Below are 14,090 nucleotides of genomic sequence, written 5' to 3'. Positions count from 1 at the left end.
GGCTAGCGGTCTATTTGGCTATAAAACAAGCGTTAGCGCAGCTTTTTGGCTGCCGTGCCAGCGACACGTCCGGCACCGTTTTGACGCGGTGGCAAACCGGTGTGCTGCGTCAGCAAACGGCCTTCCTTGACGGGGTTGACCGTCGCCGGTTTGGCTGCCACGGCGGTGGAATTTTTGCGCCGCGCGCTGGTGTAGTTGCCATCGGTCAGCGGCTGAAAGGTCGGGATCAAATGGTGTTTGCCATTGCCGATCAGGTCAGCGCGGCCCATCGTTTTCAGCGCCTCACGCAGCAGCGGCCAGTTGTTGGCATCGTGGTAGCGCAAAAAGGCTTTGTGCAGGCGGCGGCGGCGCTCGCCGCGCACGATGTCCACCGTTTCGCTGTCGCGCGTGATCTTGCGCAACGGGTTTTTGTTGGTGTGGTACATCGCCGTGGCAGTGGCCATGGGCGAGGGGTAAAACGTCTGCACCTGGTCAGCGCGAAAGCCATTTTTCTTCAGCCAGACCGCCAGGTTCATCATGTCTTCGTCGCTGGTGCCGGGGTGGGCGGCGATGAAGTACGGGATCAAAAACTGCTTTTTGCCCGCTTCCAGCGTGAACTTGTCAAACAGCGTTTTGAACTTTTCGTAGGTGCCGATGCCCGGCTTCATCATCTTGGTCAGCGGGCCCTGCTCGGTGTGCTCGGGCGCAATCTTGAGGTAGCCGCCGACGTGGTGCGTCACCAGTTCTTTGACGTACTCAGGGCTTTGCACCGCCAGGTCATAGCGCACGCCGGAGCCGATCAGGATTTTCTTGATGCCTTTGAGGGCCCGACCACGGCGGTAAATTTTGATCAGTGGCGCGTGGTCCGTGCCCAGGTTTTGGCAAATGCCGGGGTAGACGCAGCTCGGTTTGCGGCAGGCCGCTTCAATCGCGGGGCTGCGGCAACCCAGCCGGTACATATTGGCCGTCGGGCCGCCCAAGTCGGAGATGGTGCCGGTAAAGCCCTTGACCTTGTCGCGCACGTCTTCAATCTCACGGATCACCGATTCTTCCGAACGGCTCTGGATGATGCGGCCTTCGTGTTCGGTGATGGAGCAGAAGGTGCAGCCACCAAAACAGCCGCGCATGATGTTGATGCTGAAACGGATCATCTCCCACGCCGGGATTTTGGTGGCACCGTCATGGTTGCCCGCCTCATCCGCGTAGCTGGGGTGCGGGCTGCGTGCGTAGGGCAGATCAAACACGAAGTCCATCTCCGCCGTGGTCAGCGGAATCGGCGGGGGTGTGATCCAGACATCGCGCGCCGTCACGCCCTCGCCGTGCGCCTGCACCAGGGCTCTCGCGTTGCCGGGGTTGGTTTCCAGATGCAGCACGCGGTTGGCGTGGGCATAGAGCACGGCATCGCTTTTGACCTGCTCGTAGCTGGGCAGACGAATCACCGAGCGATCGCGCGGTGGCACCTTGACGCTGCCCTTGCCGTACAAGGCCGGATTCGGCACAAAAGTCAGCGGCTTGATCACGGGATTGACTTCACTATTTGAGTCATTCAGGCCGGTAGCCCCCGTCGAACCTGCGCTAGCAGCTACGTTATTAATAGCATTTTGCTGGCCGTCTTCTTTGGCACAAGAGCTGCCCTGCCCGGCCGCCTGCTCACTGGTGGTCTGGTACGGGTTGATTTGCGCCTCGACCCGGCCCGGCTCGTCCACGCTGGTGGAATCAATCTCGAACCAGCCTTTGCCGGTTTCGTCATCGGTGCGGCGCACAAAGGCGGTGCCGCGCACATCGGTAATCTGTTCCACCGGCACTTTGGCGGCCAGGCGGTGGGCGATCTCGACCAGTGCCCGCTCGGCGTTACCGTAGAGCAGCAAGTCGCACTTGGCGTCGACCACGATTGAGCGTCGCACCTTGTCGGACCAGTAGTCATAGTGCGCAATACGGCGCAGCGAGCCTTCGATACCACCCAGAATAATCGGCACGTCTTTGTAGGCTTCACGGCAGCGCTGGCTGTAGACAATGGCGGCGCGGTCCGGCCGTTTGCCACCGACATCGCCCGGCGTGTAGGCATCGTCACTGCGGATTTTGCGGTCAGCCGTGTAGCGGTTGATCATGGAATCCATGTTGCCCGCGGTCACACCCCAGAACAAATTAGGCTTGCCCAGCACCTTGAAGGGGTCGGCACTTTGCCAGTCGGGCTGGGCGATGATGCCAACCCGAAAACCCTGCACCTCCAGCATGCGGCCAATCACCGCCATGCCAAAACTGGGATGATCCACATAGGCGTCACCGGTCACCAGAATGATGTCGCAGCTGTCCCAGCCCAACTTGTCCATCTCGGCGCGGCTCATGGGCAGAAATTTGGACGTGCCGAAACGGGCTGCCCAGTACTTGCGGTAGCTGGTCAGCGGCTTGGCGGCACGCGCGAAAAAGGAGACGTCAACGGGGGCGTTCATAAAAAGTACATAAGGGGGCAACCCACCAGTGTAAGGTTTTACGCATGGCGGCGCCTTTTAAAGGGGTACTTGACAGGCATTGGGGTCACGGCATTCATGGCCAAAAATGCGTTATGGTTACAGAATGCCAACTTTTGAAACACTTCTCGCCTTTTGGTCCGAGCCCATCGTTACCGTCAACTTCCTTGTTTTTCTGAATCTGGCGGGTGCCCTGCTGCTGATTGGCTGCGAGCGGTCGTACCACGGGCGCGACGTGGGTATGTGCGCCATCAGCATGGTCTGGATTTCAAAACTCGAAGAATGGCGGCCCTCCAGGCAGGCCGTAGCTTTTACCTTGAAATTTGTTGAAAACTTGCGGGCAATTGAGGCCGCTGCGCCGGGCATGACGAATGCCCGTGGTTATGACATCGCCGGTGGCAGCAACAGCACCCGGCTCAGAGAGGGGCGTCGGAATGGAATTTTGTGGCGGTTGCGTGCATCCGCCACAAAAATAGGGTCCTTGCTAGCGTTGACCCAGCAAATTGCGCAGTTCAGCGGCGTTGGCGGCTTCCGCCCGAGCGACACCCGCAACTCATCCACCTGGAATCCAGAAATGAAATCACATGCTTAATTTTTTGCCTGCGCCCTTGGTGGGCCTGATCGCGACCTTGCTGATGGTGCTCAACGTGCTGTTTTGGGTGCCGATACTGCTGGTTTTTGCCATCATCAAACTGATCATTCCGGCCAAAAGGGTGCGCCTGATGATTGACCCGCTCATTTTGCGCATCGCTGAATCCTGGATTTCGGGCAACAGCGGCTGGATGGCGCTGACGCAGCGCATCACTTGGGATGTGCAAGGTATTGACGGCCTGAACTACCGCAGTTGGTACCTGGTGAACTGCAACCACCAGTCCTGGGTGGACATTCTGGTGCTGCAGCACTTGTTCAACCGGCGCATTCCGCTGCTCAAGTTCTTTCTCAAGCAGCAACTGATCTGGGTGCCAATCATGGGCCTGGCCTGGTGGGCGCTGGATTTTCCGTTCATGCGACGCCACAGTGAAGAATTTTTGAAAAAACACCCCGAAATGCGGGGCAAAGACCAAGCCACCACCCGCAAGGCCTGCGAAAAATTTGCCCGGATTCCCACCAGCGTGATGAATTTTTTGGAGGGCACGCGCTTTACGCCTACCAAACATTTGCGGCAGAAATCACCGTACAAGCATTTGTTAAAGCCCAAGGCCGGCGGCATGGCGCTGGCGCTGAACGCGATGGGCGACAAATTCCAGGCCATTCTTGATGTGACGATTGTTTATCCGGACGGTCCGGTCGATTTTTGGCAATTTCTGACAGGCAAACTCAAACGGGTCACTGTTCGCGTGCGGCCGCTGCCCATTCCCCAACACCTGGTGCAAGGCGATTACGCGGGAGACCCCGCCGTGCGCGAGGCGTACCAGCAATGGGTACAGCAAATGTGGCGGGAGAAGGATGTGCAGATCGAGTCTCTTCTTACGAGGTAAACAGGGCTCTAGCCCTCGTCCTTCATGCCTATCAAGCTATTTATTCAATAGCATCAGATTGTCACTTGAAATCGTCTTGCGACGAGCGCTGGTCAGGCCGAAAAACGTGCGCGGTAGTCCAGCGGGTTGATGCCAAATTGCCGCACAAAAGCCCTGCGCAGATTTTGTTCATTGCCCAGACCGCACTCGCTTGCGATCCGCTTGAGCGGCACATGGCTGATCTCCAGCATGCCGCACGCAGCCTCCAGCCGCATGGCTTCTACGCTTCGAGCCGGTGTTCGTTTGACTTTGCTGGCATACAAACGGGCAAAGGTACGGGTCGTCATGTTCACCTGTTCCGCCAGAATTTCCACACATAAATCATCGCGCAAATGGCTGGCCATCCAGGCGTGCAGGTCTGAAAAACTGTCATCCGCCGTTTGCTTGAACAGCGGCACGCTGAACTGCGATTGCCCGCCGGGCCGCTTTAAAAAAACGACCATTCGACGCGCCACCTGCATCGCCAGGGTATGACCCAGGTCCGCCTCCATCAAAGCCAACGCCAGGTCAATGCCGGCCGACACACCGGCTGACGTCCATATATTTTCATCGCAGACATAAAGCGCATCTTGTTCCAGGCGAACCAGAGGTTCAACCCGGCGCAATTCATCGATGGCCAGCCAGTGTGTGGTGGCACGGCGATGCGCCAGCAGTCCGGCTTGCGCCAATGCAAAGGCACCGGTGCAAACCGAACACAAACGCCTGACGCGCGGGGCCATGCCGGCAATCCAATCCACCACGGGTGGCGACGCAAAAGGTTGGAAATTAGGCCCCCCGCCCGGGATGATCAACGTATCGACCACTTCTGCGTCCAAGGCGCTGATCGGCTCGGTGATCAGGGACAGACCTGATGACGTGCGCACCGCACCACCGGCCAGCGATATCACCTTAATTCGATACGGGGCCTGGCTGACATCGACCATGCGACAGGGTTGCGAAAAAACTTCCAACGGCCCCGTGACATCCAGCACGTTGACACTGTCATAGAGCAAAAATACGATAAGCCGTGGGTGGGACATTGTTCAAGTTCTCAAAAAATCAGGTCAATTGCAATGACGCGCGGCGCTCCTGCCAAGCCCACGTCAGGGTTGCCACTGCGGACAGTGCCAGCAAAGGCAAAACCGCCATGTTCATGTTCGCCCACCCCATGTGAATCAGCAACTGCCCCGCGCCCAGCGAGGCCAGCGCCGTTGCGGCAAAGGTCGAGAATTCGCTGGTCGCCTGCGCCTTGCCTTGTTCACCGGGACGATAGGCTCTGGCCAGCAGGGTGGTGCCGCCGACAAACATAAAGTTCCAGCCCAAACCAAGGCACAGCAGCGCCAGATAAAAATTGGCCAGATCGTTGGCCATACCGGCCAACGCAACGCACAGTCCGCACAGCGCGGTACCCGTCAACAGAACCATCGTCACGCCATAACGTTGAATCAACCAGCCGGTGAAAAAAGAAGGCGCATACATCGCCACCAGATGCCATTGAATCACGCTCACGCTGTCGTCGATGCCGTAGTTGCAGTTGATCATGGCCAAGGGCGTCGCCGTCATGATGAACATCATCACCGCATAACCGATCAGGTTGTTCGCCAATGCTGCGATGAAGATGGGCTGACTCAAAATAACACGCATTGGCCGTATCTGGTCCTGCCGCGTGGTTTCACTTTCAGCAGGAGATACCCGAAGCGTGCTGCGCGGCCGTTGCAAGTCCTGGTACTGCCACATCAGCACGATGACGGTCAAAAGGCCCAGCAAAGTAACCACGGCATAGGCCCCGGCAAACGCATTGCCGGGGACGGCGCCGCGGCTCCATTGCGCAACCAGCGGCCCCAGCACGGCGGCAATCACGCCGCCGGTCATCACCAATGAGATGGCTTTACTTTTACGGTCAAGGCTCACGCCATCAGCCGCTGCCAATCGGTAGTACTGAGCAAACGCCTGAAACACACCCATGCAGGCCGTACCGACACAGAACAGCACGAAATCGCCTCGCATGATGGCCCCGATCGAGACCAAACCACCGACCGCACAAACCAGCGCCCCCGCCGCAAAGCCGAGACGGCGACCGATGCGCTGCATCCACAGCGAAGCAAAAACCGTGGTCAATGCGGCCGCCACAGTGATCAATGAAAACGGCAAGGTTGCGTAAGCCTTGTTGCCTGCCAGCGTGTAACCGACCAGACCGGTCAAGGTCAGATTGATCGACATGGCAGAAATAAACAGGGCCTGGCACACCGCCAATACGCGCGCATTGCGCCAGCCAATGGTGGACTCTGAGGGAGGGGATTGAATTGCAGTGCGGTTCATGTCGCTTGCCTGGTGATGGTTGAAGCGACAAAGTCTCGCAAAGATTGCACTGTCTCAAATGACAATAAAGCATCAATTTCTGCCAAACGTCAGCGGACGTTCGCTGGGTCTGTCTACCCGTCCGGGAGTTATCGCATGTGTTTGAACATCTTGGCGTTGAACGACTCGGTGATCGACAAGCGCCGCGGGCCGGGGACCAGTTCAAAAAATTCGCCAGCGCTGAGGGTGCCGGGTTGGTCCACCGCCAGATAAAAGCCGCAGAACCCGCTTTGTGCCATGGCTTTAACGGCGCCATTGAAACCCATGGCGGCATTGAATTTGTAGCAAGGCTCGCGCGGCAAAGTGACGCGCAACTCACACTGGGCGAACTTGAGCACATCACCCACCCACACGTCGGTCTCCAGCACGCCTTGCAAGGTCAGGTTCTCGCCGACCGAGCCAAATGGCAGGGCATCGTCAATGCCGGATACCCCGGCTTGGGCGCGGGCCTCGCGCCAGAACGGGTAATGATCACTGGGGTAGGCATACACCGCTTTGTCCAGCCCGCCATGCACCGATAAATCAGCCTGTTCGTCGCCGGCCAGGCCCAGGCGCATGACCGGCACCGCGCCCGACACCGGCAGTTTGTGAATGGCCGTCAGGATGGCGCGGCCGTTGATTTGAACGCGGCGCGCGGCCGCGCTCTGGAGGCTGAGAAGTGTGGGCATGGTTCCGGAGACTTTGTGCGGTAGAGGCGTTATTTTCCTCCCAAGCCCATCGACCGCGTAATCACCTCTTTCATGATCTCGTTGGTGCCGCCGTAGATGCGCTGCACGCGGGCGTCGGCGTAGGCGCGGGTGATCGGGTATTCCCACATGTAGCCGTAGCCGCCAAACAACTGCACGCACTCGTCCATCACCTTGCACTGCAAATCGCTGCACCAGTACTTGGCCATGCTGGCGGTGGCGGTGTCGAGGGTGTTGGCCAGCAGCAGTTCGGTGCATTTATCGACAAACACGCGTGCCACCTGCACCTCGGTTTGCAGTTCGGCCAGCGTGAAGCGCGTGTTCTGGAACGAGGCCACCGGCTGGCCAAACACTTTGCGCTCTTTGACATAGTCCACCGTCCAGTCGATCGCGGCCTGCGAGGCGGCGACGGCGCTGATGGCAATTTGCAGGCGCTCCCACGGCAGCTGCTCCATCAGGCAGATGAAACCGCGGTTTTCCTGCGCTGGCCCGCCCAGCAAATTGGCCGCCGGGACGCGCACATTGTCAAAAAAGAGTTCAGAGGTGTCCTGCGCTTTCATGCCCAGTTTTTTCAGCCGCTTGCCGACTGAAAAACCAGCCATGCCGCGCTCCACCAGCAGCAGGCTGGTGCCCTTGGCACCGGCGGCCGGGTTGGTTTTGGCCACCACAATCACCAAGTCGGCATGCCAGCCGTTGGTGATGAAGGTTTTGCTGCCGTTAAGCAGATAACTGCCGTCCGGCTGCTGGATGGCGGTGGTCTTGATGCCCTGCAGGTCGGACCCCGCCGCCGGCTCGCTCATGGCAATGGCGCCAATCATCTCGCCGCTGGCCATTTTGGGCAGGTACTTCTTCTTTTGCTCCTCGGTGCCATAGTGCAAAAGGTACGGCGCCACGATCTCGCTGTGCAAGAAGTAGCCAATGCCGGAGAAGCCGCCGCGGCTGAGCTCCTCCATCTGCGCCACCGAAAACAGTTTGTCAGCGCCGGCACCGCCGTATTCCTCGGGCATCGTCATGCACAAAAAGCCGTTCTCGCCGGCCTTGTTCCACACCGCGCGGTCCACATAGCCCTGCTCTTCCCAATCCGCATGAAAAGGCGCAATTTCCTTGTCCATAAAACGGCGAAAGCTATCGCGAAAGGCCTCGTGGTCGGACGTAAAAAGGGTTCGCTGAATCATGGTGGCACCTGCTTGACGAAAGTTATATTAATAATACAAAGCAGTTGCTTTGTGAAAAGAAATATACTGCATTCCAGTATTTCGCAGTACATAATTTTTTTGCACCCTATTTTTCAATGTCAAACCTTGTGGGACAGTCCGCAGCAACGCGCTTGCTGAGCACATTCTGTCCCCAACTCATCAGGATCGACCCATGACCGAAGCTTTTGTGTATGACGCCATCCGCACCCCGCGTGGCAAGGGTAAGAAGGACGGCAGCCTGTTTGAAGTCAAACCCGTCAATCTGTTGGCCGGTGTGCTGACCGAACTGCAGCGCCGCAATGACTTCGACACCTCGAAAGTGGACGACGTGGTGATGGGCGTGGTGTCGCCGGTGGGCGAACAGGGCGCCGTGATTGCCAAAGTGGCAGCGCTCAAGGCCGGGTGGGACTTCACCTGCTCGGGGGTGCAAATCAACCGCTTTTGCGCCTCGGGCCTGGAAGCCGTCAACCTGGCAGCGCAAAAAGTGCGCTCCGGCTGGGAAGACCTGGTGGTGGCCGGCGGTGTGGAGAGCATGAGCCGCGTGCCAATTGGCGCGGACGGCGGCGCCTGGGCCATGGACCCGGAAACCAGTATCGCCACCGGCTTTGTGCCGCAAGGCATTGGCGCCGACTTGATTGCAACCTTGGGCGGCTTTTCGCGCCAGGATGTGGATGCCTTCGCGCTGGAATCGCAAAAGCGCGCCACCCAGGCGCGTGAAAGCGGCTATTTCACGCGCTCGATCGTTCCGGTGAAAGACGTTCTGGGCCAGGTCATTCTGGCGCAGGACGAGTTCATCAAGCCGAACACCACGCTGGAAGGCCTGGGTTCGCTGAAACCGTCGTTTGAGCAGATGGGCGGCATGGGTTTCGATCAAATCGCCCTCTCCCGTTATCCGCAGGTGGAGCGCATCCACCATGTGCACCACGCCGGCAATTCGTCCGGTCTGGTCGATGGCGCCGCGGCGGTGCTGATTGGCTCGGAGGCTGCCGGCAAGATCCACGGCTTCGCGCCACGCGCCCGCATTGTGGCCGCCGCACTCAGCGGTGCCGACCCCACCATCATGCTGACCGGCCCCATGCCCGCCGCCCGCAAGGCGCTGGCCAAGGCCGGGTTGACCATTGAGCAGATTGACCTGTTTGAAGTGAACGAAGCCTTTGCCGCGGTGGTGATGCGCTTCATGAAAGAAATGAACGTGCCCTTTGAAAAGGTCAACGTCAACGGTGGCGCCATTGCCATGGGCCACCCGCTGGGGGCCACCGGCGCCATGATTTTGGGCACCCTGATTGACGAGTTGCATCGCCGCAAGCTGCGCTACGGCATGGCCACGTTGTGCGTTGGCGGTGGCATGGGGATTGCCACCATTGTTGAAAGAATCTAATGAAAACCATCCGATACGAACTGCAAGACGGCATTGCCACCATCACCTTTGACGAGCCGGGCTCGGTCGTCAACACCATGAGCCAGCAGTGGCAGCAAGACATGACGGCGCTGGCGGCACAGGTGACCCGCGACAAGGACACCATCAAGGGCATTATTTTGGCTTCCGCCAAATCGACCTTTTTTGCCGGGGCGGACCTGAAGTCGGTGATGCGCCTGAGCGCCGCGGATGCCAGCGCCCTGTTCACTGAAATTGAAGGGGTTAAAAAGAGCTTTCATACCCTCGAGTCATTGGGCAAGCCGGTGGTGAGTTGCCTGAACGGCACGGCCTTGGGCGGAGGCTGGGAAGTGGCGCTGGTCGGCCACTACCGCATTGCGGTGGACGACCGCAAGATCCAGTTCGGCCTGCCCGAAGTGACGCTGGGCTTGTTGCCCGGCGCCGGCGGCGTCACCAAAATGACGCGCCACCTCGGCCTGGTCGGTGCCCAGCCTTATTTGGTGGAGGGCAAAACCTTCTCGCCAACAGAAGCGAAAGTCCTGGGGCTGGTGCATGAACTGATCGCCCCGTCTGACCAGGTGGCCACCGACCTGCGCAACCGGGCCCTGGCCTGGATTGCCAGCAACCCCAGCGCCCAGCACCCGTGGGACGAGAAGGACTACAAGGTGCCCGGCGGTACACCGGCCAATCCCAAGCTGGCCAACCTGCTGGTGCTGGCACCCGCCGTGATCCGACAAAAAACACGCGGTCTGTTTCCCGCCCCCGAGGCCATCCTGGCCTGCATGGTGGAAGGACTGCAGGTGGACTTGCCGACCGCCCTGCGCATTGAAAGCCGCGCTCTCGCCAAGCTGATGACCGGCCGCAACGCCCGCGCCATGATCAACACCTTCTTCTTCAATCTGAACGCCATCAAGAGCGGTCAGTCGCGCCCTGGCCAGTCAGCGCGCTTCAAGCCCACCAAAGTGGGTTTGCTGGGTGCCGGCATGATGGGCGCCGGCATTGCCTTCGCGCAGGCCAGCAAAGGCATCGCCACCGTGCTCAAGGATGTCAGCCAGGACAAGGCCGACGCCGGCAAAGCCTACAGCGCCAAGCTCACGCAGGCTCGCGTGGACAAGGGCCGCATCAGTGCCGTCGAGCAACAGCAGGTGCTGGCACGCATCCACGCCACCGACCAACTGGCGGACCTGGCCGGGTGTGACCTGATCATTGAGGCGGTGTTTGAAAATCGCGAGCTCAAGGCCCGCGTCACGCAAGAGGCCGAGCCGATGCTGGCGCCGGGTGGTTTTTTTGCGTCGAACACCTCCACCTTGCCGATCAGTGGTCTGGCCGCAGCGAGCGTCGCAGCAGATAAATTCATCGGCATTCATTTCTTCAGCCCGGTGGACAAGATGAAGCTGGTGGAGATCATCCGCGGCCAGCAAACCAGCGACGACACCGTGGCCCGTGCCTTTGATTACGTGCAGGCCATCGGCAAGATCCCGATTGTGGTGAACGATTCACGCGGCTTCTTTACCAGCCGCGTGTTTGGCACCTTCGTCATGGAAGGTGCGGCCATGCTGGGCGAAGGCATCCCGGCGGCAGCGATTGAAAACGCCGGCCTCCAGTGCGGCATGCCGGTCGGACCGCTGGCGGTACTGGACGAAACGGCGCTGACTTTGAGCCTGCATGTGACCGAGCAAACCCGTTCCGACTTGGCGGCCGAGGGCAAAATTTATGCCGCCAGCCCGGGGGAACTGCTGGTCGAGCGCATGGTGAAAGAGTTCAAGCGGCCAGGCCGGGCCGGAGGCGGTGGCTTCTACGACTATCCCAGCGTGAAAGGCGTCAAAAAATCCCTGTGGCCACAACTCAAACCGCTGTTTGAAAAACCCGACATGGCCTGGGACATCACCGACCTGAAAGATCGTCTGCTCTACCGGCAGGCGGTGGAAACGGCACGCTGTTTGAACGAAAACGTGCTGACCAGCGTGCATGACGCCAACATTGGCTCCATCTTCGGCATTGGTTTTCCGGCCTGGACCGGTGGCGCCATGCAGTTCATCTATGGCATGGGCGTGCCGGCCTTTGTCAAACGGGCGGATGAACTGGCGGCCCGGTTCGGGGACGGCTTTGCGCTGACGGACGAGGTCAAGGCCACGGTCATGCGCTACCAACCGGTCTACTGACCGTCCAGACCAGGGGCCTTATTTGTTGGCACGACTGCTTCGCCGCCTGTTGTGGGGCCAAATCCTGGTGGGGACCTTGTTCGGCTGGCTGCTGGCGAGGCAAACCGGTACCTCAAGTTGGCTGATAGCCGTTACCGCGCTGCTGCTGCCGCTCCTGACGCCCATGCTGTTGAGCCTGACCAGCAGTATCAAGTCACGGCCGCCGGGCGCCACTGCGCTGTGGTGGCGCTCGCTGTTCGGGGAATGTGGGGCATGGCTGCGGATTGGCCTGCTGCAGCTGCCTTGGGCACGGGCCGCCCCGGCGGCAAAACCGGCGACGGCTGATGCGCTGCTGCCGGCCTCTCGCCTACCGGTGGTTCTGGTGCATGGCTACCTGTGCAACCATCGGGTTTGGGATGCCATGGCGCACCATCTGCGCACCGCCGGGCATCCGGTCCTGGCGTTAGATTTGGAGCCTTTATTCACCTCCATCGACCACTATGCGCCCCTCATTGAGCAAGCGGTCGCCGAGTTATGCCGCCAGACCGGTGCACCCCAAGTCGCCCTCGTCGGTCACAGCATGGGCGGGCTGGTCATCCGGGCCTGGATGCGCCGCTACGGGACCCAGCGTGTGGCGCGCATCATCACGCTGGGCACGCCCCATGCCGGCACAAAGATCGATGCCCAACCCAAAACGACCAGCGGCCAACAGATGCTCTGGCGCAGTGCCTGGCTGCAAGAATTGGCGGCCAGCGAGAGTGCATCGACCCGCCGTCTGATGCGCCTGGCCCTGACACCGCAGGACAACCTTGTTTACCCCCAGCGCGAACAGGTGCTTGACGGGGCTCAGGTCACGCTCTTTGAAGGGCTGGGGCACTTGCAACTTGCCCTTGATAGCCGGGTCATTGCCTGGGTGTTGCAGCAACTCGAAGACCCGGCCAGTTCCATTGCCGGTGTCGTGCCGCATCGTTCAACCACCCGTGTGTGACCCGCTCGCCGGCGTCTCGTCGGCATCGTATAAGCTAGCTACATAGCCGTAGATTTGTAAAGACCATGACCGACTCGACCGACAGCGAACAGTATTTCACCCAAGCCGTGGCCGAATTGGGTGAAAAGGAACCCGTTATCGCCAATTGCGCGATTTTCAATGCCAACGGCGTGAAGATCGTCGACAAAGGGACGACGATCAATCTGGGGCTGTACGAGCGTTTGATGCAGCACAAGTTGTCGGCACCCATTGAAAATTGCGTGAGCAGCCGTAACACGGTGACAGGCAAAACCCTGAGGATCAGTGCAGAAGCGATATTGAATGACATCCCGTTCTTTTCGCGCATGGTCCCCGATAGCCAGTCCCGCAACCTCTTGCTCGACGCCATTGAAACCATCCCCTTGCCTGCGCCCATTGCGTTTCAACTGACCATCGCGCGTGATGTGCATCCGGAAATTTATCTGCAACTGATCCGGACTGCATTGACCGCTGGCTGGCTGACGAAAACCCCGTTGTTGTCGCGCTTCGACGTGAATATTGCCTGTGCGGCCGGCTTGCTGAGCGACATTGGCATGCTGCACGTCGACCCGCTGTTGCTGTCGCCAGAACATGCGCTCAACAGTGCGCAACAGCGCCAGCTTTATTCGCACCCGCTGGTCTCCACCATGTTGATCGAACGACACCACCAATACCCCAAAGAAGTCGTCCGTGCCGTTCGGGAGCACCATGAGTACATGGATGGCTCTGGCTACCCCCGCCATCTGGTCGGCGACGCGATCAGTCCACTGGGCAAATTATTGTCGCTTGCCAAAGTGGTCGCAGCCATGTTTTCGACAGAACGCGACGCCCCGGAGTTGCGGTTGTCCGTGTTGTTGCGAATGAATACCCACCGGTACGACAACACACTGGCCCTTCAAATCATTGGCTTGCTACAGTCACCAACAGACAGCATGGCCACCGAGCTTGAACATCTCTCTAACCCGATGCAGCTGTTATTAAATATTGACGAGGCGCTGGGTCAATGGTCTGCTGAACTCTCCAAGAACCCCGAGTTAAGCGCGGCCCGTCGTGAGGGACTTGAGTTATTGACGGTTCAGCTTCAGAAAATCCAGCGTGCGCTGGCCCAAGTCGGGGCGGCACCGGACCAACTCGCCTACCTTGGCAGCGATACGCTCGACAACAACCTGCTCAACGAGATGACCCTCATTACCCGAGAAGCCGGATGGCAGTTGCGGACGGCAGCGCGCCAGCTACGGGTTCGCTGGCGGGCCGTACTCGACGAAACCTATCCCGCCGCCTTGCAGGCGTGGCTGGACTGTGTCGACAAGGTCATGGCCAACATCGGCGGGTTTGAAACCCAGGACAAGGTGAGCGCTGAAACGGCCTGAACGTGGCACGTTATT

The 14,090-nt window shown here is 59.5% G+C and carries 11 protein-coding genes; 6 read left to right on the top strand and 5 right to left on the bottom strand.

All coding sequences use genetic code 11. The features are described 5' to 3' along the window. Positions 1–32: 32 nt before the first annotated feature. Complete coding sequence (locus tag HHJ17_RS03650; protein WP_296505002.1) at positions 33–2,429, bottom strand: YgiQ family radical SAM protein; 2,397 nt, start codon at positions 2,427–2,429, stop codon at positions 33–35. Between the two features lie 106 nt (positions 2,430–2,535). Here HHJ17_RS03650 and HHJ17_RS03645 point away from each other — a divergent pair, with 106 nt between their 5' ends. Together HHJ17_RS03645 and HHJ17_RS03640 are read left to right on the top strand one after the other, a co-directional pair. Continuing rightward, entirely contained in the window at positions 2,536–3,039 is a 504-nt protein-coding gene (locus tag HHJ17_RS03645) for a hypothetical protein (RefSeq protein WP_296505000.1), read from the top strand. Further along, positions 3,032–3,925 carry an acyltransferase gene (locus HHJ17_RS03640; protein ID WP_296498509.1) on the top strand — a complete coding sequence of 298 codons (894 nt, stop codon included), beginning with the start codon at positions 3,032–3,034 and terminating at the stop codon, positions 3,923–3,925. Before HHJ17_RS03645 ends, HHJ17_RS03640 begins: the two co-directional genes overlap by 8 nt. A 92-nt stretch (positions 3,926–4,017) precedes the next feature. Here HHJ17_RS03640 and HHJ17_RS03635 read toward each other — a convergent pair whose 3' ends face one another. The 4 genes from HHJ17_RS03635 to HHJ17_RS03620 form a co-directional block, all read right to left on the bottom strand. Beyond that, positions 4,018–4,983: a DJ-1/PfpI family protein gene (locus HHJ17_RS03635; RefSeq protein WP_296498507.1), complete on the bottom strand. Its 966-nt coding sequence runs from the start codon at positions 4,981–4,983 to the stop codon at positions 4,018–4,020. Positions 4,984–5,002: 19 nt separating this feature from the next. Beyond that, the gene (locus tag HHJ17_RS03630; RefSeq protein WP_296498505.1) at positions 5,003–6,262 is read right to left on the bottom strand and encodes an MFS transporter; all 1,260 of its coding nucleotides are present in this window, start codon (positions 6,260–6,262) and stop codon (positions 5,003–5,005) included. 128 nt (positions 6,263–6,390) lie between these two features. Next, positions 6,391–6,969, bottom strand: coding sequence for an MOSC domain-containing protein (locus HHJ17_RS03625; RefSeq protein WP_296504997.1), 579 nt, complete (start codon positions 6,967–6,969; stop codon positions 6,391–6,393). A 29-nt stretch (positions 6,970–6,998) separates the two neighbouring features. Beyond that, positions 6,999–8,162, bottom strand: coding sequence for an acyl-CoA dehydrogenase family protein (locus HHJ17_RS03620; protein WP_296504996.1), 1,164 nt, complete (start codon positions 8,160–8,162; stop codon positions 6,999–7,001). A 193-nt stretch (positions 8,163–8,355) separates the two neighbouring features. On the opposite strand from HHJ17_RS03620, the gene HHJ17_RS03615 reads away from it, so the two are divergent. The 4 genes from HHJ17_RS03615 to HHJ17_RS03600 all read left to right on the top strand — a co-directional run bounded on the left by HHJ17_RS03615 (position 8,356) and on the right by HHJ17_RS03600 (position 14,075). Then, complete coding sequence (locus tag HHJ17_RS03615) at positions 8,356–9,561, top strand: acetyl-CoA C-acetyltransferase (RefSeq protein ID WP_296504995.1); 1,206 nt, start codon at positions 8,356–8,358, stop codon at positions 9,559–9,561. Next, positions 9,561–11,720, top strand: a complete 2,160-nt coding sequence (locus HHJ17_RS03610; protein ID WP_296498495.1) for a 3-hydroxyacyl-CoA dehydrogenase NAD-binding domain-containing protein — start codon at positions 9,561–9,563, stop codon at positions 11,718–11,720. The genes HHJ17_RS03615 and HHJ17_RS03610 overlap by 1 nt, the downstream gene beginning before the upstream one ends. A gap of 25 nt (positions 11,721–11,745) precedes the next feature. Continuing rightward, on the top strand, positions 11,746–12,687 hold the full coding sequence (locus HHJ17_RS03605; RefSeq protein ID WP_296498493.1) for an alpha/beta fold hydrolase: 942 nt from the start codon (positions 11,746–11,748) through the stop codon (positions 12,685–12,687). 65 nt (positions 12,688–12,752) lie between these two features. Then, entirely contained in the window at positions 12,753–14,075 is a 1,323-nt protein-coding gene (locus HHJ17_RS03600) for an HD domain-containing phosphohydrolase (RefSeq protein ID WP_296498491.1), read from the top strand. Positions 14,076–14,090: the final 15 nt, after the last annotated feature.

Source organism: Rhodoferax sp. (assembly GCF_012927445.1).
Taxonomy (GTDB): domain Bacteria; phylum Pseudomonadota; class Gammaproteobacteria; order Burkholderiales; family Burkholderiaceae_C; genus Rhodoferax.
The sequence above is the reverse complement of the archived record's forward strand: the minus strand, read 5'-3'. Positions and strand labels throughout refer to the sequence as shown.